Here is an 18,775-nt window from a genome sequence, read left to right on the forward strand (position 1 = left end):
GACGTCATTCTAGCCCGCGCCCGTCGACTGTTCGATTTGCTGTCGATCAGTCGGCGCCGCGCATGAGCTGCGCCAATTGGGCGCGCGACGAGATGCCCAGTTTGGCGAAGGCATTGTGCAGGTGCGTTTTCACGGTGTTGGGGGAGAGGTGCAGTTGCTGCGCGACGGAGCGGTTGGTCGCGCCGTCGGCGATCAGGGTGACGACCTTGAGTTCGGAGTCGGTGAGGCTGTCCCAGCCGGTTTTCGCCCGTGGTTGGGCGACGATGCGCCGTTCCGCGCCTAATCGGCGCAGCGCGCGGCCGACCCGGCGGGCATCGCCTGTCGCTTCGCACGCGACGTAGGTGTCGAATGCGGCGTTCAGCTGGTCGAGCGCCTCGGCGTTGCGCTGCGCGCGACCTAGCTCGGCGCCGGCATCCTCGGCGGCGCTTGCGAAAAGTAGCGGTCGCGCCGACGTGCGAAGCGACCGCGCGGCGGCCACCAATGCCTCTGCGTCCCGTTCGAGTATTCCGCGAACGTGTTGGGCGACTGCGGAAAACAATGGCGCCGTTGGCCGCTCGCGTTCGAGCACTTCAATGGCATCCAGGAGACGCGCTCGCAGGCCGGCATCGCCGGCGGCCGACGCCACCCGTGCGGTGAAGGTCAGCTGATCCAAAACGGTGGGCAAAAACGGTGTCACGAGTAGCGGGATATCGCCACCGAGCCAACGCACCGCCTCATGGACGTCCTCGCGCTGCCATGCCGCCAGTCCCAGCAGCCCCGCCGCCTCCCGACGTACGGCGGGTGAACCGTTGTCGTACGCGTCGCGCGCCTCGCTCATCGTCTCGAGCAGCAACGTCCGGTCGTCGGTGCGCGTCGCTATCTCCGCCAGGATGAACATGCGCCGTGCGTCTACGTAGGTTGATCCCGTTCGATCCGGCGTTGGCAGCCACTCGATGGCGGCCCGGGCAGCCGACAGCCGGCCGGCGGCCAGCTCCACACCTCCTGCCGTCAGGCTCCAAATGTGCAGCGCCATGCCGTCGCGTTCCTTCCGGGATTTCTCCAAACGGCCCGCAACGAGCGCCGAGGCATCTTCCAACCGTCCGACCACGGCAAGCAGGTTTGCCAGATGGATTGCGGCGAGGTGATGGGCGGTTGTGTCGCCCTCAGGGGTGAGGGCTTGAAGTTCCTCAACGCGGTGCAGAGCGCGGCTCGCGTATCCGCTCGCGCAGTCGAGGCAGGCAAGTGCTATCCCGGACAGGATGCTCGACTCGAGGTCGCCGGCGGACGCCGCGGCGGCCGCCGCTTCGTTGGCTGCCGTGCTGTCATGTCCATGTTGGCCGTACATCGCCAGGTTGTACGCCAGCCAGCCGCGATGCCGTGCCTGGGTGATGTCGCTGAGGTAGGGCAATTGAAGTGCGCGGCGGTTCTCTTCGATGTGTCGCGTTGTCGTGTCCGTGGTCACCGTCGGGAGCCGAAGGCGGATCTCGGCCTCCTCTTCGGGCGAAAGCGCGGCGGACAGGGTGGTGGTGGCCAGTCGTTGCGCCTCCTCGTAGCGCGTGGCCCGGTTGAGCAGCGCGATCGTTTCGGCGACCAGTGGCCCACGCCCGGGGTCTTGCGGCGGCTGGAGCTCCAATGCGCGCTTGCTGAAATCCGCCGCAACGCCCGGATCGCTATTGGCCACCGCCTGCGCGGCTTGGCGCAGTGCCGCGATCGCGGCCTGATCGCCCACCTCGGCGCTGCGGGCGAGCTGAGTTGCGACCTCCTCGGGTGCCGCGCCCATGTCCAGCATGATGGTTGCCGATTGCCGCTCCATCGCTCGGCGCAGCGACCGGGGCACGGATTGCCGCGCCGCTTCGCGGAGCAAATCGTGTCGAAACCTCAGGTGATCACCGTCTTCGATGAGTAAGTCGGCGCGGACAGCCTCATCTACCGCGGATATCAGCGCAGTGGGGCGGCGTTCCAGCATTGCGGCGAGCACTCGGGCCGAAAACCGGTCGGGCAGCATGGCGGCCACTTGCACGACTTGGCTCGCAGTCGCGGAGAGCTGATGGAGTCGTTGCTGCATGGTGTCGCTGAGCCGACGCGGCAACGAGCCCCCGGTGGTGACAGCGCGACCGCCGCTGATTGTGAGCCGGCCGTCCTCGTCCAGTCCGCGCAGCAGCTCCGTCAGCAGGAAGGGGTTGCCGTGTGCCTTCTGAGCCAGATTCAGCAGCGACGCATCCGCGTTGGCTCGCACGGCGTCTCGCACAATGTCGGCGACCGCATTCGGTGTTACGGCCGTCAACCGCAGAAATTTCGCATCCTGGCGTTCCAGGGCGGTCAAGGTGTCGCGGACGGCCGGTCCGCCGGCGCCGGTCCGGACGGTAAGCACCCACAGCACCGGGACATCGGGCCGCGTCGCGGCCAGCGACCGCAGCGCCAGCAGGGTGGCGTTATCGGCCCAGTGAATATCCTCGAGGATTATCGCCAAGTTGGTTCGGGACGCGGTCCCGTGTATCGCGGCTTGCAGGTCGCGCACCACCCAGTAGCTGAGGTCGGCCGACGTGCCCAAGCGACGCAAAGCCTCCACATCACCGACAGGCGGGTCCGCGCGCAGAGTCGCCATGAAGAGCGAAAAAAACGGCACCGTCTGCTGGTACTCGAACGCCTCGCCGAACAACGCCCGCACACCGGCCTTTTCTGCCAGCGCCAAAACCTCGGTCAACAATCGGCTCTTCCCGATACCCGGCGGCCCCTCGATGACCAGTACGCCCCCGCGTCCCTGAGCGACCGCTGCGACCAGCGCGCCGATCTCCTGCAGCTCGCCTTCCCGCCCGCGAATCGGCGGTGTGCGAACCCTCCCCGACGGCCTCGCGATGTTCACGCGCACCATCGCCCACCGACGTGAAGTGGGTGGGCCGAAGAGCTCCAAGTTGTGGTATCCACAGTCCCCGCCACCGCTAGTGCTGGAAGCCAGTGTAGGCGTGTTCCTCCGCCCCTCGAACTGCGGTTACGCGTTTATCTGCGCTACCGCAGCAGCCCAATCGAGCTCGCCGGAATTGCTGGTGACTCGTATACCCGTATCGCCACCGGGGGCACCACCGGTGCATCGTCACCGTCGCCGGAGCCCGCAACGGTAGTGTCGCCGGACCCGCCGGAGGACGAGCCGATTGGTGGCGGTACTTTGCGAAACCGTCGTTTAACGTGCGTCCTCATCAAATAGATTGTGGCAGTGAGCAATTCGGACCGCGACGGCCGCTGGTGCCGCGTGGCCACAAGGACCGACAGTCGATGTTGACGACCTGGCCACCGTCAATTGACGGACACAGCGTCAAAACTCACCCGGGTGAATCGACGCTGGGGTGATGACGGCACACCCCGCCGGCCAGCAGACTGACCTCAGTTCAACGCCGACATAGGTGGCGCAGGTCGTCGCCGCCAGGGCGTCAACTCTTTTGCCGGCAAACCACGGGATGGCCCGGCAGGAGTCGTCGAAAGTGATTAGCAGAAGGGTCTCACCATGCACTTCGATTCCAAGAAGGTCATCGTCGTCGGAGGCAGCGCCGGCATGGGTCGGCAGGTCGCCGTTGATATCGTGCGCCACGGCGGGAGCGCGGTGATCGTCGGCCGGTCGAAAGAACGTGTCGAAGATACCCTTGCCGAGCTGACCGGCGATGGTAGTCAAGCTTGGGGCATCACCGCCGAGCTGACGGATCGCGGCGCGGTCGCCGATGTACAACGGGCGCTTTCCGAGGAGCACAGCGACGCCACACTGTTGGTCAACGCGGCCGGATTCTTCATCCCCAAGCCGTTTCTCGCGTACGACGCGCAGGATTACGACTCGTACCTGGATCTCAACTATGCCCTGTTCTTCCTGACGCAGACCGTCGTCGAGGGCATGATCGCCCGCGGTGAGGGTGGGGCCATCGTCAACATCGGCAGCATGTGGGCGCATCAGGCGATCGGCCTAACGCCGTCGTCGGGATATTCGATGCAAAAGGCGGGCCTGCATGCGCTCACCCACAACCTGGCCCTCGAGCTTGCCGAGCACAAGATCCGCGTCAACGCGGTGGCACCTGCCGTCGTCAAGACCCCGCTATACGAGGGCTTCATCCCCAAGGACGAGATCGACGCCACGCTTGACACTTTCGCGCCGCTTCATCCGCTGGGACGGGTCGGCACCCCGGCCGACGTCGCCAACGCGGTGACGTATCTGTTGTCCGATGAGGCCAGCTGGGTCACCGGCGCGATTCTCAACGTTGACGGCGGCATCATGGCCGGCCGCAACTAACCTCGGCAGCGACGTGGGATTGTCCGAAACACGAAGCGCGTCAACACAAGCCTAGGCAAACGAAGGAGACCAGGTGTCACACCAATACAGCAAGGACCCCGCCGCGGTCGACGCACTGAGCCCCGAGCAGTACCACGTCACCCAGGAGAACGGCACGGAGCCCCCGTTCACGGGCGAGTATTGCAACAATCACGAACCTGGCATCTACGTCGACATCGTCTCTGGCGAACCGCTTTTCGCCTCGGTGAACAAATTCGACAGCGGAACCGGCTGGCCAAGTTTCACCCAGCCCATCAGCGCGGACAGTATCGTTGCGCGGCGCGATCGCAGTCACTTCATGGATCGAGTCGAGGTGCGGTCGGCCCGCGCAGACAGCCATCTGGGGCACGTATTCCCAGACGGCCCCACAGAAGCCGGTGGTTTGCGCTACTGCATCAACTCGGCGTCGCTGCGATTCATTCACCGCGATGACCTGGAAGCTCAGGGCTACGGCCAATATCTGGCCTTGTTCACGAAAGACGCTTCTGAGCAACGCCTGAGCGTCAGCGAGCAGCGCCCATGACGCACCACAACAAGATCGCAGTTCTTGCCGGCGGGTGCTTTTGGGGCATGGAGGACCTGTTCCGCCGGCAGCCCGGCGTGGTGTCCACGCGTGTCGGCTACACCGGGGGCGCCAACAGCCATCCCACCTACCGGCACCACCCGGGCCATGCCGAGGCACTCGAAATCACCTACGACCCGGACGAAACCAATTACCGGGCGCTGCTGGAATTCTTTTTCCAGATCCACGATCCGACCACCAAGAATCGTCAGGGCAATGATGTCGGGACGAGCTACCGGTCCGCAATCTTCTATCTGGACGACGAGCAAAAGCAAATCGCACTGAACACCATCGCCGACATCGACGATTCGGGGCGATGGCCGGGCAAGGTCGTCACCGAGGTCAACCCGGCCGGCGAATTCTGGGAAGCCGAGCCCGAGCACCAGAACTACTTGCAGCGGTATCCATCCGGATATACCTGCCACTACATCCGCCCCGAGTGGACACTACCCAGCCGCGGTGACGGTGCGGGCGGTGGAGCAGTGGCGGCGGAATATGCATGACCACGCAGCCACGACTCAACCGGATCGGCGAGTGCTGTCGAGCGCGTATGCGCCGTTGGTCCTCTACGGCGCCGCATGGGCTGCGGCGAGGGGCTTACTTCGGGTCAGTCGCCGGCGACCGGCGGTGACAGGGTGACTCAGAACCCGAATTTGGCAGCGCTATCGGCGGCGGGGGTGTCGGTCTGGCTGGATGACTTGTCGCGCCCGCTGCTTCGTTCCGGCAAGTTGAGACGACTCATCCACACGAGAAGCGTTGTCGGCGTTACCACTAACCCCTCGACCTTTGAGCGCGCACTTTCCCGCGGCCGCGCCTACGATGGCCAGATCGAAGAGCTAACTGCACGCGGTGTGGACATCGACACCGCGGTGCGCACGGCGATCACCGACGACGTCCGGGCGGCCTGCGATGTGCTGCGCGCGCAATGGGAGAACTCCGATGGCGTCGACGGACGGGTGTCCATCGAAGTCGATCCGTCACTGGCCCACGACACCGATGCGACGGTCGCGCAGGCCGTCGAGTTGGCCAAGATCGTCGACCGGCCCAACGTGCTAGTCAAAATACCGGCGACCGCCGAAGGGCTGCCCGCGATCACCGCGGCGCTGGCCAAAGGTGTCTCGGTGAACGTGACACTGATCTTTTCCGTGGAGCGGCACCGAGCGGTCATGGACGCCTATTTGGCCGGCATCCAGGCCGCGCAGCATGCTGGTGCTGATCTAACTCAAATTCATTCGGTGGCATCATTGTTCGTATCTCGCCTAGACACCGAAGTCGACAAGCAGCTTGAGGCGGTCGGCACCGATCGGGCACTCTCGCTCCGAGGGCAGGCGGGAGTCGCCAACGCGCGGTTGGCCTACGCCGCCTACCAACAGATCTTTGAACGCGAACCACGCTTCACCGCGCTGCGCTCCGCGGGTGCCCGGGTGCAACGACTGCTGTGGGCCTCCACCGGGGTTAAGAACACCGCCTATCCCGACACGATGTATATCACCGAACTCGTGGCACCAAACACCGTCAGCACCATTCCGGAGCCGACACTAGAGGCGGTAGCCGACCACGGCTACATCGCCGGCGAAACCATGACTGGCACAGTGGCGCAGGCTCAGGAGGTGTTCGACCGGCTGACTGCGGTCGGAATCGATCTGCCTAACGTGTTCGCCGTGCTGGAACGCGACGGGGTCGCCAAGTTCGCGGCATCCTGGTCGCGGGCACTCCGGCGCTGAACCCCCAGTCAGAATTCAACTTTCAGCTATCCAGGAGACCGATCTGATGTCCGCTTCGGCGCCGCCATTGGGAGGGCTTCGGGCCAGCCGGCCGTTCCCGGAGCGTGTCCGCCCCAAGGGTGGCCTGATCTACCGGCTGATCACCACGACCGATCACAAGGTGATCGGGATGATGTATGTCGTCGCGTGCTTTACGTTCTTTTTCTTCGGCGGGTTCATGGCACTCCTGATCCGTGCCGAACTGGCCGCGCCCGGGCTGCAGTTCCTATCCAACGAGCAGTACAACCAACTGTTCACGATGCACGGCACAGTCATGCTGCTCTTTTATGCGACCCCCATCGTGTTCGGGTTCGCCAACCTTGTGCTGCCCCTGCAGATCGGCGCGCCCGACGTCGCCTTCCCTCGGCTCAACGCGCTGTCGTTCTGGCTCTTCGTGTTGGGTGCGGTCATTGCCTTGGCCGGCTTCCTCGCCCCCGGCGGCCCGGCAGATTTTGGGTGGACCGCCTACACCCCGCTTTCCGACGCAATCCATTCGCCAGGCCCTGGAGGTGACCTGTGGATTGTCGGGCTCATCGTCGGCGGCTTGGGCACCATCCTGGGTGGTGTCAACATGATCACTACTGTGGTGTGTCTGCGTGCCCCGGGCATGACGATGTTCCGGATGCCGATCTTCACCTGGAACATCCTGGTCACCAGCGTCATGGTGCTGGTGGCGTTCCCGCTCCTGACGGCGGCGTTGTTCGGGTTGGCTGCCGACCGTCACCTTGGCGCGCACGCCTTCGACCCGGCCAACGGCGGAGTCCTCTTGTGGCAGCACCTGTTCTGGTTCTTCGGCCACCCCGAGGTCTACATCATCGCGCTGCCCTTCTTCGGTATCATCACCGAAGTCATCCCCGTATTCGCCCGCAAACCGCTGTTCGGCTACTTCACCATGGTTTACGCCACCATCGGCATCGGGGCGCTGTCGATCGCCGTGTGGGCGCACCACCTGTATGCCACCGGTGCAGTGCTGCTCCCGTTTTTTTCCTTCGCCACCTACCTGATTGCGGTTCCTACCGGAATCAAGTTCGTCAACTGGATCGGTACAATGTGGAAGGGTCAGTTGACCTTCGAGACTCCGATGCTTTTCGCGGCGGGCTTCCTAGTGACCTTTCTGCTCGGCGGCTTGTCGGGCGTGCTGCTGGCCAGCCCACCAATCGACTTTCACGTCACCGACACGTACTTTGTGGTCGCCCACTTCCACTATGTTTTGTTCGGCACCATCGTGTTCGCCACTTACGCCGGAGTGTATTTCTGGTTCCCCAAGATGACCGGCCGGCTACTCGACGAACGGCTGGGCAAGTTGCACTTCTGGCTGACGCTGATCGGGTTCCACACAACATTTCTGGTGCAGCACTGGCTCGGCAATAAGGGGATGCCACGGCGCTACGCCGACTACCTGCCCACCGATGGGTTCACCGCACTCAATGTCATCTCAACCCTCGGGGCGCTCATCCTCGGTGCTTCGATGCTGCCGTTCGTGTGGAACGTTTTCCGTAGCTGGCGATACGGCGAACCGGTGACCGTCGACGACCCCTGGGGCCACGGCAATTCGCTCGAGTGGGCCACCAGCAGCCCACCCCCACGGCATAACTTCACTGAATTGCCGCGCATCCGCTCTGAGCGGCCCGCGTTCGAGCTGCACTATCCACACATGATCGACCGCATGCGGAGTGAGGCCCACTTCGTGCGCACACGAGCGAATAAGCGATAGCTGCCATTGGAGTGTGTACGAGTGAGGCAGAGACTCGATCTAACAAACAAGGAGGAGCTGCGAGCGGCTGCGTCCCGAGCGCTATTGGTGGCATGTCGGCGACTCGCCAAAGCCGCGCTAGGCGGGATGGCGGCGGTGCTGGAGGAGCGCAGGTAGGGCGCGCCTGCCATAGCCATACTAGCAACTTCGGTTGCCATGCATAGTTATTGGCGCTATGAGGACCAATTTGCGAGGTCCTCTGACGAACGTCAGGCGGTACTGTATTGGGGCTAGGCTGTCCCAGGGACCCAGGACCGTCAGCGATCATCGCCCGGTGAATGATCTCCACTGAGCTTGGCGTCGTTAACAATTGCACGCCGTCGGGGTGCCCGGCTCGGGGCCTTGTCGATCGTCCTGGCGGCATGGTCGATTGGCGGGTCGAGCAATAAATCGCGCAATTGTTTTCGTCCGCGGGTGAGCCTCGAACCTACCGTTCCTTGACGGGTGCCTGTCATGGCGGCGATCTCTTTGTAGGAGTATCCCGCTATGTCAGCGAAATAGACAGCGATGCGAAAATGCTCAGGTAAGACCATCATTGCCTTCTTGAGGTACGGGTCTAGCAGCAGTTCGAGCGCCTGGTCTTCGGCCGACCGTAGGCCCGCGGGACTGCGTGGGGCACTGGCCACTAGCTGTCGATCGGTGATCTCGCCAACCGGATGTTGCATGGGACGGCGCTTTTGCCTCCGATAACTGCTGATATAGGCGTTGGTCATGATTCGCCGCAGCCAAGCTGCGAGGTTCGTTCCTGGCTCGAATGTCCGCAGACCGGCATAAGCATTGAGCACTGTTTCTTGCACCAGATCCTCCGCATCCGCTCGATTGGAGGTCATCCGACGAGCTTGCCGGTAGAGAGGCTCGAGGAGCGGGATGAGGGCCCTTTCAAATTCAGCGCTCAACGAGCCGTCCGGCGCCGTTGCCTCTTGGACCGATTCCCGCCTCGCGCGGCTATGACCGCAGGTACGGTATTTCCTTGCCTCCACAGACCCTCCGCTCGCCGTCTGGTGCCAGCGTCCACCAGCGCAGGGTGAGTGGTCATCACCCGTTGGCGCAATTCGTCCGGGTGAGCGCAGTGCCCTCGGCACCGGCGGCATCAAGTCAAACGTCAGGGCTGTGGCTACTTCTGTAGTGGCGTGCCGGCGGCTGCGCTTCGCGGTCGACCTCGGCGATCGGCCCGGTCGTCGAGGGCGTGGCAACTCACCTGCCCACTTTGTATGTTGCGCCCTCGATGACGAAAACTGTTGAAGTTCAAGCGAATCGTTCTCACTGGGCGAGGTTTCGACATGAGGACCGGTGCGTCGTCGCAGAACGCCATCCGCGAACTCGACGCCGAACGGTTCGCATCGACTGCTGCCTGAACTTGCCGATCCGATCGACCGGTTTTGACGATTCTTCTGTCGTCAACCACCCGGGTGAGTGACGGAGGTGGGCGACGACAGTTCACCCCCTTGCGCGCCATGCTCTTAACGTCTACGCCCGCGCAGCGTGTTCTGTTGTGTGTGTGAGAGATAACCATCGCCCTGAGCAAGGAGAACATGGTGAGCGCCGCCAGGAGAATGCTTGAGACCTATCCACGAGACCTAGGTCGCATCGACTGGGCCAAGCTTGTCGCATGCATCGAGGCCTGTATCGAATGTGACCAAGCCTGCACCGCGTGTGCAGACGCCTGCCTCAGTGAAGACGACGTCAATCAACTAACTAAATGCATCCGTACTTGCCTTGACTGCTCGGATGTCTGCGCCACAACCGGCCGCGTCCTGTCCCGGCACACAGGCTACGACGCCAACCTGACAACAACGGTGCTCCAAACGTGCGCCATCTCCTGTAAGACGAGTGCAGCCGAATGCGACAAGCATGCGGCGAAACATGAGCATTGCCGCGTGTGCGCCGACGTATGCCGTCGCTGTGAACGAGCCTGCCGCGACCTTGTTGAGGCGCTCGGCTGAGACAACGACCGAGTGGCCATAGAAGGCCTTCGCTGCGCGAGCGTGACTTTTTGGAGATACGGAATGGAGGCGGCGCTGATGGGGATTTCTGAATTCGATGATGTGCAGGCCCACCTGCTCGAACCGGAAGAAAGCCTGGACTCAGAACAGACTGGCATCGACCTCGACGAGGGCTACTCACCCCCGGAACGCCCGCGTGAACTCCGGGCGTGGGGTCTCACGACGAGGGAAGCGCGAACCCATGAAAGTCTGGCCCGCCGACTGGCCCGCGAGGTGCCCGACGTGACCGATCAGTCGGATGGCGACGGAATCGGCGATAGCGCCGACAGCGATGGCGAGCTAATCGACGATCAGGTCGGCGACATGCGCGCAGGTCGGCTTGTCGCCTTCGCCGTCGACCCGACGGATCCAGGGACGGACTACCTGGCCCACGACGTCGGCATTGACGGCGGCGCTGCATCGGCGGAAGAAGCCGCCATGCATATCGTCGTCGATGAAGACACTTGAGCTGTGGTGACCCGAATTGTGATCCTCGGCGGCGGGCCGGCCGGATACGAGGCTGCATTGGTTGCAGCAGCACGAGGTCCCGCCGTAGCCCGCGTCACCGTCGTCGATTCCGACGGGATAGGCGGCGCCGCGGTCTTGTGCGACTGCGTGCCATCGAAGACATTTATCGCCTCCACGGGCCTGCGCACCGAGCTGCGACGGGCGGCCCGCCTGGGCTTCGACATCGACATCGACGACGCCAAGATCTGTTTGACAGAAATCCACCGGCGGATCAAGACGCTTGCCACCGAGCAGTCGGTGGATATCACCGCCCAGCTGGTAAGCACGGGTGTCGAGTTGGTCGCGGGCCGCGGCGAGTTGGTTGATGCGACTCCCGGTCTGGCGTGTCACCGCGTCAGGGTGACCGCACGCGACGGCAGCACCACGATCCGCGATGCCGATGTGGTGCTGATCGCCACCGGCGCCAGCCCCAGGATCCTGCCGTCGGCGCAACCCGACGGCGAGCGCATCTTGAATTGGCGCCAGCTCTACAACCTGGACTCGCTGCCCGACCACCTCATCGTGGTGGGTAGCGGGGTCACCGGCACCGAATTCGCCAACGCCTACACCGAACTGGGTGCGACAGTTACGGTACTAGCCAGCCGCGACCGCGTGTTGCCGTGCGAGGACGCAGACGCCGCGCAGGTGCTCGAGGAATCGTTCGCGCGACGTGGCGTCGAACTGATCAAACAGGCCCGCGCACAATCCGTAAAGCCCACCGACGACGGGGTACTGGTGACAATGACCGACGGCCGTACCGTTGAAGGCAGCCACGCATTGATGACGGTTGGGTCGGTGCCCAACACCGGCCGGCTAGGTCTACAGCGCGTGGGCATCGAACCTGGACCCGGCAACTACATTGGTGTCGACCGGGTGTCGCGGACACCGGTCGCGGGCATCTACGCTGCCGGGGACTGCACGGGCATATTGCCGTTGGCATCCGTTGCCGCGATGCAGGGTCGGATCGCGATGTATCACGCGCTGGGTGAGGCCGTCAATCCGCTCCGGTTGGGCACCGTCGCGGCGACGGTGTTCACCCACCCCGAGCTCGCGACGGTCGGCGTCTCGCAGACCGCGATCGACGACGGCTCGATCCAGGCTCGCACGATTATGCTGCCGTTGAAAACCAATGCGCGGGCGAAAATGTCGGAGCTACATCATGGCTTCGTCAAACTATTCTGCCGGCAGGACAGTGGCGTGGTAATCGGTGGCGTGGTGGTCGCGCCGATCGCCTCGGAATTGATACTGCCGATCGCGATGGCCGTTCAAAACCGGATCACTGTCGACGATCTGGCGCAGACGCTTGCCGTCTATCCGTCGCTCTCGGGCTCGATCACTGAGGCGGCCCGCCGGCTCATAGCCCGCGATGATGTGAACTGATGCACGAACTCATCAAACCGACGAGGGCTGTGTGGCTCCGGCGGCGCTGCGGCTTCGAGTCGCATCCTGCACCGCGAGCAGGTGATTCACCGCACGGTAGGTTGCCCCTTTCTGTCTTTGAAGCATGCGTCACTCAGTGCGCAGGGGCAGTCGATTCGATGTCGCGGAGGGTTAAGCATTATCACCCGGGTGAGTCGTGCTGAGGAGTGATGACAGATGGACTGGGTCGAATGATGCTCGTGCTTGATGTCTCCGCAGCTGTCATCGCGCCGCGGTCCGGGACGCGTGGCCACCAAGGAACACCACGACCTCGTGCCATCGATCGCTGACACCACGTCAATACCCAAACGCCGCGCAGGAGAAAAGTTATGAAGGCGGTCCCAGCCACCGTCAACCGCCAAACGCGGAACCAACCACCTCGGTTGTGATCGTCGGCAGCGGGTTCGCCGGTTTCGAATGCGCGCGCCGACTGGCCCGACGGTTCGACGGGGCGCGCGGGGCGGATGTGAGTGTGACCATTGTTTCGCCGGTCGATTACATGCTGTACTCGCCACTGCTGGCCGATGTGGCGGGTGGGCTGGTTGACCCACGGTTTGTCTGTGTTCCGCTTGCCGGAACGCTCAAAGGCGTCCTCGCGGTGCGCGGCCGGGTCCACAGAGTTGACTTCGACCGGCATATGATCTCGTTCACCGATATGGAGGGCCGGCTAGGGACGCTACCGTGGGATCGGCTGGTCTTAACACCAGGCTCGGTGACCCGCCTGGTCGATGCGCCTGGGTTGGCTACTTACGCGCACGGGCTGAAGACGACGGCCGAGGCGCTGTATCTACGTGATCATGTGATCGAGCAGTTGGAATCAGCTCACGTCGACGAAAACGAGGCGCGCGCAGCCGCGCGGCGCACGATTGTCGTTGTCGGTGCGTCGTATTCCGGTTCTGAATTGACGGTGCAACTGCGCGCGCTCGCCGACGCGGCGGCGAAGCAGATGGGCTTCGATCGGGCCTCGGTGCGATTTGTGATGCTGGACTTGGCCGATCACGTCATGCCGGAGGTGGGGCAAAAGCTCGGCGACGCCGCGATGCGTGTGCTGCGCTCTCGCGGGATCGATGTCCGGTTTCGCACGACCCTGAAGGAGGTGCACGCCGACCATGTTGTGCTCACGGATGATTCGCGCATCGACACGTACACGGTAGCGTGGGTGGCTGGCGTTACACCGTCGCCGCTGATCGCTACGCTGGGCTTGGAAACCGTGCGGGGCCGGCTGAAGGTGCAGGCCGATTTGCAGGTACCGGGTCTCCCCAGAGTGTTCGCCGCAGGCGACGCCGCCGCCGTTCCGGACCTAACCCAGCCGGGCAGGATCGCCCCGTCCACCGCCCAGCACGCCACCAGGCAAGGCAAAACGTTGGCCCGCAACGTCGCCGCAAGCCTCGGCTACGGCAAGCGGAAGAACTACCGCCACAGCGACCGGGGTTTGGTGGTCGACTTGGGTCCGCACTACGCAATCGCCAACCCGTTAGGCGTGCAGCTATCGGGCTATGCCGCGAAGTTTGTCGCCCGCGCCTACCACCTTTATGCGATCCCCCGGCTCGTCAACCGCTGGGCGGTCGCGCTGGCATATCTCACCGACGTCTTCTTCTCCCGCACCGTGTTGTCGATGGGATTCGTTTCCGGCACCGACGCCGGATTCACGAGCAGCGAAGTCGTCCGGCTACCGAAGGCGGCTGGGGCAGTTCACGCCTCTCATTTCGGCTACACATCCAACGCCGGACTTGTTCGCGATGATCACCACGACCAAACGGAGCACCAATGAGTATCGTCAACAAGGGCTTTCGCGGACGACGCGGTGAGTCGGCCCGTGAGCTACCGCCCGGACAGCATTTGACCGCGGACTTCCCTGTCCTGCAAGCAGGACCGACTCCGCGGATCAATCTTGATGACTGGCGGTTCACCATTCGCGACGAGCGCGGCGCTGAACACTCGTGGACCTGGTCCCAGCTCAAGCTCCTGCCCAGCGAGCGGCTCACCGCGGACATCCACTGCGTCACCACATGGTCCAAGCTAGATACCGAGTGGGAGGGCGTCTCTTTGGACACATTTTTCGAATCGATCGACACTGCTGCCGAATTCGCACTGGTCGGCTCCTACGGCGGCTACACCACCAATGTTCCGTTTGGCGACCTTCTTGGCGGGAAGGCGTGGATCGTCTACGCGTACCAGGGCGCACCACTTAGCGCGGTACACGGCGGGCCGGCGCGGTTGCTGGTGCCGCACCTATATTTCTGGAAGTCCGCGAAGTGGGTGAAATCCATTGAGCTCCGTGACAGTGACGCACCGGGATTCTGGGAGCGGTTCGGCTACCACAACTACGGCGACCCTTGGCGAGAACAGCGCTACGCGGGGGATTGACGACGGCCGTGGACGTCCACCTGGAATCGAAGTTGCGCTGGCGCGTCGCGCGTGTGGTGCACTCTGAACCCGAGACCGAGTCGGCGCAAACGATCGCGTTGACCGTGCCGGGTTGGGGCGGGCACTTGGCCGGCCAGCACATTGATCTCAAGCTGACCGCTGAGGACGGGTACAGCGCGCAACGCAGCTATTCACTGAGCAGACCACCCGACGGTGAGCGCATCGAGCTTACCGTGCAGCATATTCCCGACGGAGAAGTCTCGCCCTACCTCACCGAACTTGTTGCCGGAGACGAGATCGAACTCCGAGGACCCATCGGCGGCTGGTTCGTCTGGCGGCCTGAGGATCAGGCTCGGGTTCTACTCGTCGGCGGCGGATCGGGAATCGTGCCGTTGATGGCCATGCTGCGACAGCGGCTAGTGGCGGGCAGCGCGGACTTTCGGCTGGTCTATTCGGTGCGCAGTCCCGACGACGTGTACTACGCCCAAGAGTTGGGCCGGCTCGAGCGCGAATGTGGCTGGTTGCAGGTTGCGCTGGTCTACACTCGCCGCGTCGCACCGCAGTCCGCCCGGCCGCTCGGTCGGGTCCGTGGCGATGACCTCGCATCGACGCATTGGGCGCCCGCCTCCGGTGCACGCGTCTATGTCTGCGGTCCAACGGGATTCGTGGAATCGGTCACCGCGAAGCTGATCGCGCAGGGGCATCCGCCATCAGCCATCCGGACCGAGCGGTTCGGGCCGAGCAACTAGTTCAGAAGCGAGGGGCAATGACGGAACCAACGCACGTCGACGGTAACGCGGTCGCGGGCGCTTTCGCAGAAGTGCTGGGTTTCGATGTCACCACCGCGACGTTGACTTGCGGGAAATGCGGTTGCGCCAGGGCATTCGCCGAGAGTCACGTCTATCACCGCGGGCCCGGCATCGTGGTGCGCTGCCCATGCTGCGGAGACGTCCTGTCCCGACTGGTGCGCACGCCCACCGATGTGTGGCTCGACTTTCGCGGCGCCCGGTCCTGGCGCGTCCCGATCCCGGCGCCCTGATGGAGTCCTTCGACGCGCTCGCCAGCGTGCGCACCGCCGACATCGTGGACGCCATGGGGCAACGGCACCGCCATCGGTGTCATCTGGTCGACCTGGTGAGTCCCATTCCCGGTCACCGGCTCTTCGGCCTCGCCGTGACCATCTGATCCGCAACGGGCACGTCGACCGACGCAACTTGCGTCGATGCTGGCTAACCACTGTCGATCTGCAGGCTGTACTACGACAGCACGGACACGAAGTATCGATCGTATTCACCTGGCGATTTTCGAAAGCCAAAGGCGCTATCTCCATTCTCTTAACGGATGGGAAGGGGCATCGGCATGATGTCCCGAGTTGACAAGCAGCCAGCCTGATTCCACGTCTAAGTGTGTCTGTCAGTCCATTGCGGCGTGGGGTGTGATTCGGTGATCCAACGCTGGGCGTCGAGTGCAGCAGCACAGCCGGTGGCTGCAGCGGTTATCGCTTGGCGGTAGCGTCGGTCGATCAGGGCACCGGCGGCGAATACGCCGTCCACTGAGGTGTGGTTACTATCCGCACGGGTTAGAACGTAGCCCTGGGTATCGAGGCCGATAAGTCCCTTCAATAGGTCCGAGCGAGGCCTTTGTCCGACGGCGACGAACACCGCGGCAACGTCGATGTCGTAGAAGGCTGTGCTATGCGTGTTGCGCAGCCGCAACCCGGTGACATGCTGTCTGCCGAGGACGGCTAGCACTTCAGTGGACGTCAGGATCGTGATGTTGGGATGAGCGCGTAGCCGAGCGACGCCAATTGCCGATGCCCGGAGCCGGGGACGATGGTGGACGAGGGTCACGTGGCGGGCCAGCGGTGCGAGATAGAGCGCCTCTTCGGCCGCGGCGTCGCCACCACCGATGACGGCGACCTCGTAACCGGTGTACTCCGCACCATCGAGTTTGGCGCTGGTACTGAGCCCGTGGCCCAACAGGTCGCGCTCGCCAGGCACATTGAGCGGACGGTTGATGGAGCCCATCGCGAGGATCAGGGCGCGGGCGTGGTGTCGTTCGTCGCGTATGGCGATGGTCTTCACCGCGTCGTGCAGAAGGAATCGGTCGACGTCGCCTTGGTGGAATTCGGCGCCGAAGCGCTGTGCCTGGTCGCGCATCGCAGCCACCAGCACGGGTCCGCACACGGACGGGCCGATACCGGGATAGTTGTCCACCGACCCGGCGGCCATCAGTGCACCGCCAGGCACTACGCCCTCCACCACGAGGGTGTCAAGCCCGGCTCGCGCGGCGTAAATCGCCGCGGTGTAGCCGGCGGGGCCTGACCCGGCGACGATGACATCACGAACCCGGCCCGCGGACCGCATCACTCGGTGGTGCTCTGTCGTGCGGGCCGGCGTTCGGTGATCGTGGGTCGGCATGGCATGCGAGCGTGGTTCGGTGTCGGCGTCATAGGTTGATGGCGTGCCCCGTGAGGATGGCGACATCGAAATGATCGATAGAAGTCTCGGTAGCATCGTGGGTGTCGTTTCGATACGACGCGTCCTGATCAGTCCGAGGGCGAACGCATCTGATTCTATTCTGCGGCAACGCTTTCCAGGACAATCGCTACGGCCTGCCCCGAGCCGATGCAGATTCCAATCACCCCGTAGCGGGCACCTCTTTCACGCAATTCGATCGCCAACGTCAACAAATAACGAGTTCCGGTAGCCCCGAACGGATGTCCGATCGCTACCGCGCCGCCATTGGGTGTCAGCTTGTCATCGGGAACCACGAAACCATCTAGCTGGTTTGGCAATTCCCGCAGCACGCCGAGCGCCTGGGCGCTGAATGCCTCGTGCACCTCCCACACGTCGATCTGCTCGGGGACAAGCTCAGCCCGGCGGATCGCGGCCGGGATCGCCCATGCAGGGGCCACGCCCATAATGAGGGGGTCGATGCCATAGACCGCGCTCGATACCACGCGGGCCAACGGTTGGATGCCGAGCTCCCTGGCTCGCTCCCCGGAAGCGATGACAACGGCACTGGCACCATCGCTTAACGGCGAGGAATTGGCCGCCGTCATTTGAGTCGTGCCGGGCTGCGCCGGTAAGGCCGCCAGCACCTCAGCGGTGGTGTCATCGCGGATGAACTCGTCATGTTCTGCCAGGCGCGCAGGTGTCTTCTTGGTCGCTGGGATCGTCACGGGCATAATCTCTTTGGCTAGCCGACCTCGATCACGGGCGGCCCGGGCATGTCGCTGGGAGCGCAGTGCGAAGGCGTCGATCTCCTCCCGGTTCAGTGAGTAGCGGTCGGCGACATTTTGCGCGGTCTCGATCATGGTGATGTAAGCGTTGCGGGCCAGCAATACCGTGTTGGGCGGTCCCCCAGCACCGCTCCACATAGTGTCGAGCATGACAACCGGGCCTCGGGGACTGAAGGCGGCCTCGCCCTTCATCAACGCCCACCCCGATCGAGACATCGACTCGACTCCGCAGGCGATACCCAGGCCGAGGTCGCCGGCCTTGATCGCATGGCTGATGGTCACCGCAGCGCTTAGTGATGATCCGCAAAATCTGTTTATGGTGGCCCCGGCCGCGGTGTCAGGAAATCCCGCAGACAACGCAGCCCAGCGGGCGACGTCGCCCATGCCCTCGTGAGCGGGGTTCACGCAACCCGCCACGATGTCCTCCACGGCATCCAGCGGCACACCCAGCCGGTCGCAGGCACCCTTCATCGTCGTTCCCAGCAGGTCGTCGGCCCGAATACCGGACAGCGTGCCGCCATAGCGGGTGAACGGGGTTCGTACGCCGCCCAAAACATAAGCCTCAGTCATCGCCGTCCTTTTCGAATGCAACGGCTCGGAAGATCTGGTGTGGCTGAAGTCAGCCATCGCGCCGCGCATGTCGTAGTTTCCTTCCCGGGCTCCCTGGCGGCGGCCGGGCCACCCGTCTTTATGCTTCCGATCCAGTCGCACCTAGCGGGGGGTTAGGCTGCGCCCGCTGCGTGCTCATGCACCCGGGGCCATCCTCCTCGATGAGGATGCCCGCGCGCGGGGTGAATCGTCATCACCCCAACGGTCTGTTCCCCCGGGTGATTCGCGCGGGGCGTTCTGAAGCGCTGGAAAACGTCAAACAGACGACTGTTCCATCGCGC

The 18,775-nt window shown here is 63.7% G+C and carries 16 protein-coding genes and 1 pseudogene; 13 read left to right on the forward strand and 4 right to left on the reverse strand.

The genetic code is table 11. The annotated features are described in order from the left end of the window. Positions 1-46: 46 nt before the first annotated feature. Entirely contained in the window at positions 47-2,851 is a 2,805-nt protein-coding gene (locus AC5Y4S_RS07410; RefSeq protein ID WP_500031536.1) for a helix-turn-helix transcriptional regulator, read from the reverse strand. Positions 2,852-3,478: 627 nt separating this feature from the next. Here AC5Y4S_RS07410 and AC5Y4S_RS07415 point away from each other — a divergent pair. The 5 genes from AC5Y4S_RS07415 (at position 3,479) to ctaD (ending at position 8,327) form a co-directional block, all read left to right on the forward strand. Beyond that, positions 3,479-4,249 carry an SDR family NAD(P)-dependent oxidoreductase gene (locus tag AC5Y4S_RS07415; protein ID WP_500031538.1) on the forward strand — a complete coding sequence of 257 codons (771 nt, stop codon included), beginning with the start codon at positions 3,479-3,481 and terminating at the stop codon, positions 4,247-4,249. A 73-nt stretch (positions 4,250-4,322) separates the two neighbouring features. Beyond that, positions 4,323-4,811, forward strand: coding sequence for a peptide-methionine (R)-S-oxide reductase MsrB (msrB, locus tag AC5Y4S_RS07420; protein ID WP_500031539.1), 489 nt, complete (start codon positions 4,323-4,325; stop codon positions 4,809-4,811). Further along, positions 4,808-5,353 carry a peptide-methionine (S)-S-oxide reductase MsrA gene (gene msrA, locus AC5Y4S_RS07425; RefSeq protein WP_500031540.1) on the forward strand — a complete coding sequence of 182 codons (546 nt, stop codon included), beginning with the start codon at positions 4,808-4,810 and terminating at the stop codon, positions 5,351-5,353. The genes msrB and msrA overlap by 4 nt, the downstream gene beginning before the upstream one ends. Positions 5,354-5,485: 132 nt before the next feature. Then, entirely contained in the window at positions 5,486-6,574 is a 1,089-nt protein-coding gene (tal, locus tag AC5Y4S_RS07430; RefSeq protein ID WP_500031541.1) for a transaldolase, read from the forward strand. A 46-nt stretch (positions 6,575-6,620) separates the two neighbouring features. Next, the gene (ctaD, locus tag AC5Y4S_RS07435) at positions 6,621-8,327 is read left to right on the forward strand and encodes an aa3-type cytochrome oxidase subunit I (RefSeq protein WP_500031544.1); all 1,707 of its coding nucleotides are present in this window, start codon (positions 6,621-6,623) and stop codon (positions 8,325-8,327) included. Between the two features lie 296 nt (positions 8,328-8,623). On the opposite strand, the gene AC5Y4S_RS07440 is transcribed toward ctaD, so the two are convergent. Beyond that, on the reverse strand, positions 8,624-9,346 hold the full coding sequence (locus tag AC5Y4S_RS07440; protein WP_500031549.1) for a sigma-70 family RNA polymerase sigma factor: 723 nt from the start codon (positions 9,344-9,346) through the stop codon (positions 8,624-8,626). A gap of 573 nt (positions 9,347-9,919) precedes the next feature. Between AC5Y4S_RS07440 and AC5Y4S_RS07445 the strand changes: the two genes are divergently transcribed. The 8 genes and pseudogenes from AC5Y4S_RS07445 to AC5Y4S_RS07480 all read left to right on the forward strand — a co-directional run bounded on the left by AC5Y4S_RS07445 (position 9,920) and on the right by AC5Y4S_RS07480 (position 15,826). Then, a complete protein-coding gene (locus AC5Y4S_RS07445) occupies positions 9,920-10,309 on the forward strand; it encodes a four-helix bundle copper-binding protein (RefSeq protein WP_500032192.1) in 390 nt (129 codons plus the stop codon). A 63-nt stretch (positions 10,310-10,372) separates the two neighbouring features. Further along, complete coding sequence (locus tag AC5Y4S_RS07450) at positions 10,373-10,816, forward strand: DUF5709 domain-containing protein (RefSeq protein ID WP_500031552.1); 444 nt, start codon at positions 10,373-10,375, stop codon at positions 10,814-10,816. 3 nt (positions 10,817-10,819) lie between these two features. Further along, positions 10,820-12,235, forward strand: coding sequence for an NAD(P)H-quinone dehydrogenase (locus tag AC5Y4S_RS07455; RefSeq protein WP_500031554.1), 1,416 nt, complete (start codon positions 10,820-10,822; stop codon positions 12,233-12,235). 424 nt (positions 12,236-12,659) lie between these two features. After that, positions 12,660-13,952 (forward strand): annotated as a pseudogene (locus AC5Y4S_RS07460) (NAD(P)/FAD-dependent oxidoreductase); the annotation flags it as partial. An 89-nt stretch (positions 13,953-14,041) separates the two neighbouring features. Further along, positions 14,042-14,641: a sulfite oxidase-like oxidoreductase gene (locus AC5Y4S_RS07465; RefSeq protein WP_500031558.1), complete on the forward strand. Its 600-nt coding sequence runs from the start codon at positions 14,042-14,044 to the stop codon at positions 14,639-14,641. 8 nt (positions 14,642-14,649) lie between these two features. Beyond that, complete coding sequence (locus AC5Y4S_RS07470) at positions 14,650-15,390, forward strand: ferredoxin reductase (RefSeq protein WP_500031561.1); 741 nt, start codon at positions 14,650-14,652, stop codon at positions 15,388-15,390. 17 nt (positions 15,391-15,407) lie between these two features. Next, entirely contained in the window at positions 15,408-15,680 is a 273-nt protein-coding gene (locus AC5Y4S_RS07475) for a DUF6510 family protein (RefSeq protein ID WP_500031564.1), read from the forward strand. Further along, on the forward strand, positions 15,680-15,826 hold the full coding sequence (locus AC5Y4S_RS07480; protein ID WP_500031568.1) for a hypothetical protein: 147 nt from the start codon (positions 15,680-15,682) through the stop codon (positions 15,824-15,826). Before AC5Y4S_RS07475 ends, AC5Y4S_RS07480 begins: the two co-directional genes overlap by 1 nt. 215 nt (positions 15,827-16,041) lie before the next feature. On the opposite strand, the gene AC5Y4S_RS07485 is transcribed toward AC5Y4S_RS07480, so the two are convergent. Next, positions 16,042-17,007 (reverse strand): NAD(P)/FAD-dependent oxidoreductase, encoded by a 966-nt coding sequence (locus tag AC5Y4S_RS07485; RefSeq protein WP_500032193.1) that lies wholly within the window; start codon positions 17,005-17,007, stop codon positions 16,042-16,044. A gap of 209 nt (positions 17,008-17,216) precedes the next feature. Next, on the reverse strand, positions 17,217-18,524 hold the full coding sequence (locus tag AC5Y4S_RS07490; RefSeq protein ID WP_500031573.1) for a thiolase family protein: 1,308 nt from the start codon (positions 18,522-18,524) through the stop codon (positions 17,217-17,219). Between the last annotated feature and the right edge of the window lie 251 nt (positions 18,525-18,775).

Source organism: Mycobacterium sp. NGS64 (assembly GCF_059812245.1).

What these genes read in the sequence shown, in the direction of transcription:
- AC5Y4S_RS07465 (WP_500031558.1), top strand. Translation starts at nt 14,042, where the DNA reads ATGAGTATCGTCAACAAGGGCTTTCGCGGACGACGCGGTGAGTCGGCC.
- AC5Y4S_RS07475 (WP_500031564.1), top strand. Translation starts at nt 15,408, where the DNA reads ATGACGGAACCAACGCACGTCGACGGTAACGCGGTCGCGGGCGCTTTC.
- ctaD (WP_500031544.1), top strand. Translation starts at nt 6,621, where the DNA reads ATGTCCGCTTCGGCGCCGCCATTGGGAGGGCTTCGGGCCAGCCGGCCG.
- AC5Y4S_RS07485 (WP_500032193.1), bottom strand. Translation starts at nt 17,007, where the DNA reads ATGCGGTCCGCGGGCCGGGTTCGTGATGTCATCGTCGCCGGGTCAGGC.
- AC5Y4S_RS07450 (WP_500031552.1), top strand. Translation starts at nt 10,373, where the DNA reads ATGGAGGCGGCGCTGATGGGGATTTCTGAATTCGATGATGTGCAGGCC.
- msrA (WP_500031540.1), top strand. Translation starts at nt 4,808, where the DNA reads ATGACGCACCACAACAAGATCGCAGTTCTTGCCGGCGGGTGCTTTTGG.
- AC5Y4S_RS07490 (WP_500031573.1), bottom strand. Translation starts at nt 18,524, where the DNA reads ATGCGCGGCGCGATGGCTGACTTCAGCCACACCAGATCTTCCGAGCCG.
- AC5Y4S_RS07480 (WP_500031568.1), top strand. Translation starts at nt 15,680, where the DNA reads ATGGAGTCCTTCGACGCGCTCGCCAGCGTGCGCACCGCCGACATCGTG.
- AC5Y4S_RS07410 (WP_500031536.1), bottom strand. Translation starts at nt 2,851, where the DNA reads ATGGTGCGCGTGAACATCGCGAGGCCGTCGGGGAGGGTTCGCACACCG.
- AC5Y4S_RS07415 (WP_500031538.1), top strand. Translation starts at nt 3,479, where the DNA reads ATGCACTTCGATTCCAAGAAGGTCATCGTCGTCGGAGGCAGCGCCGGC.
- AC5Y4S_RS07445 (WP_500032192.1), top strand. Translation starts at nt 9,920, where the DNA reads ATGCTTGAGACCTATCCACGAGACCTAGGTCGCATCGACTGGGCCAAG.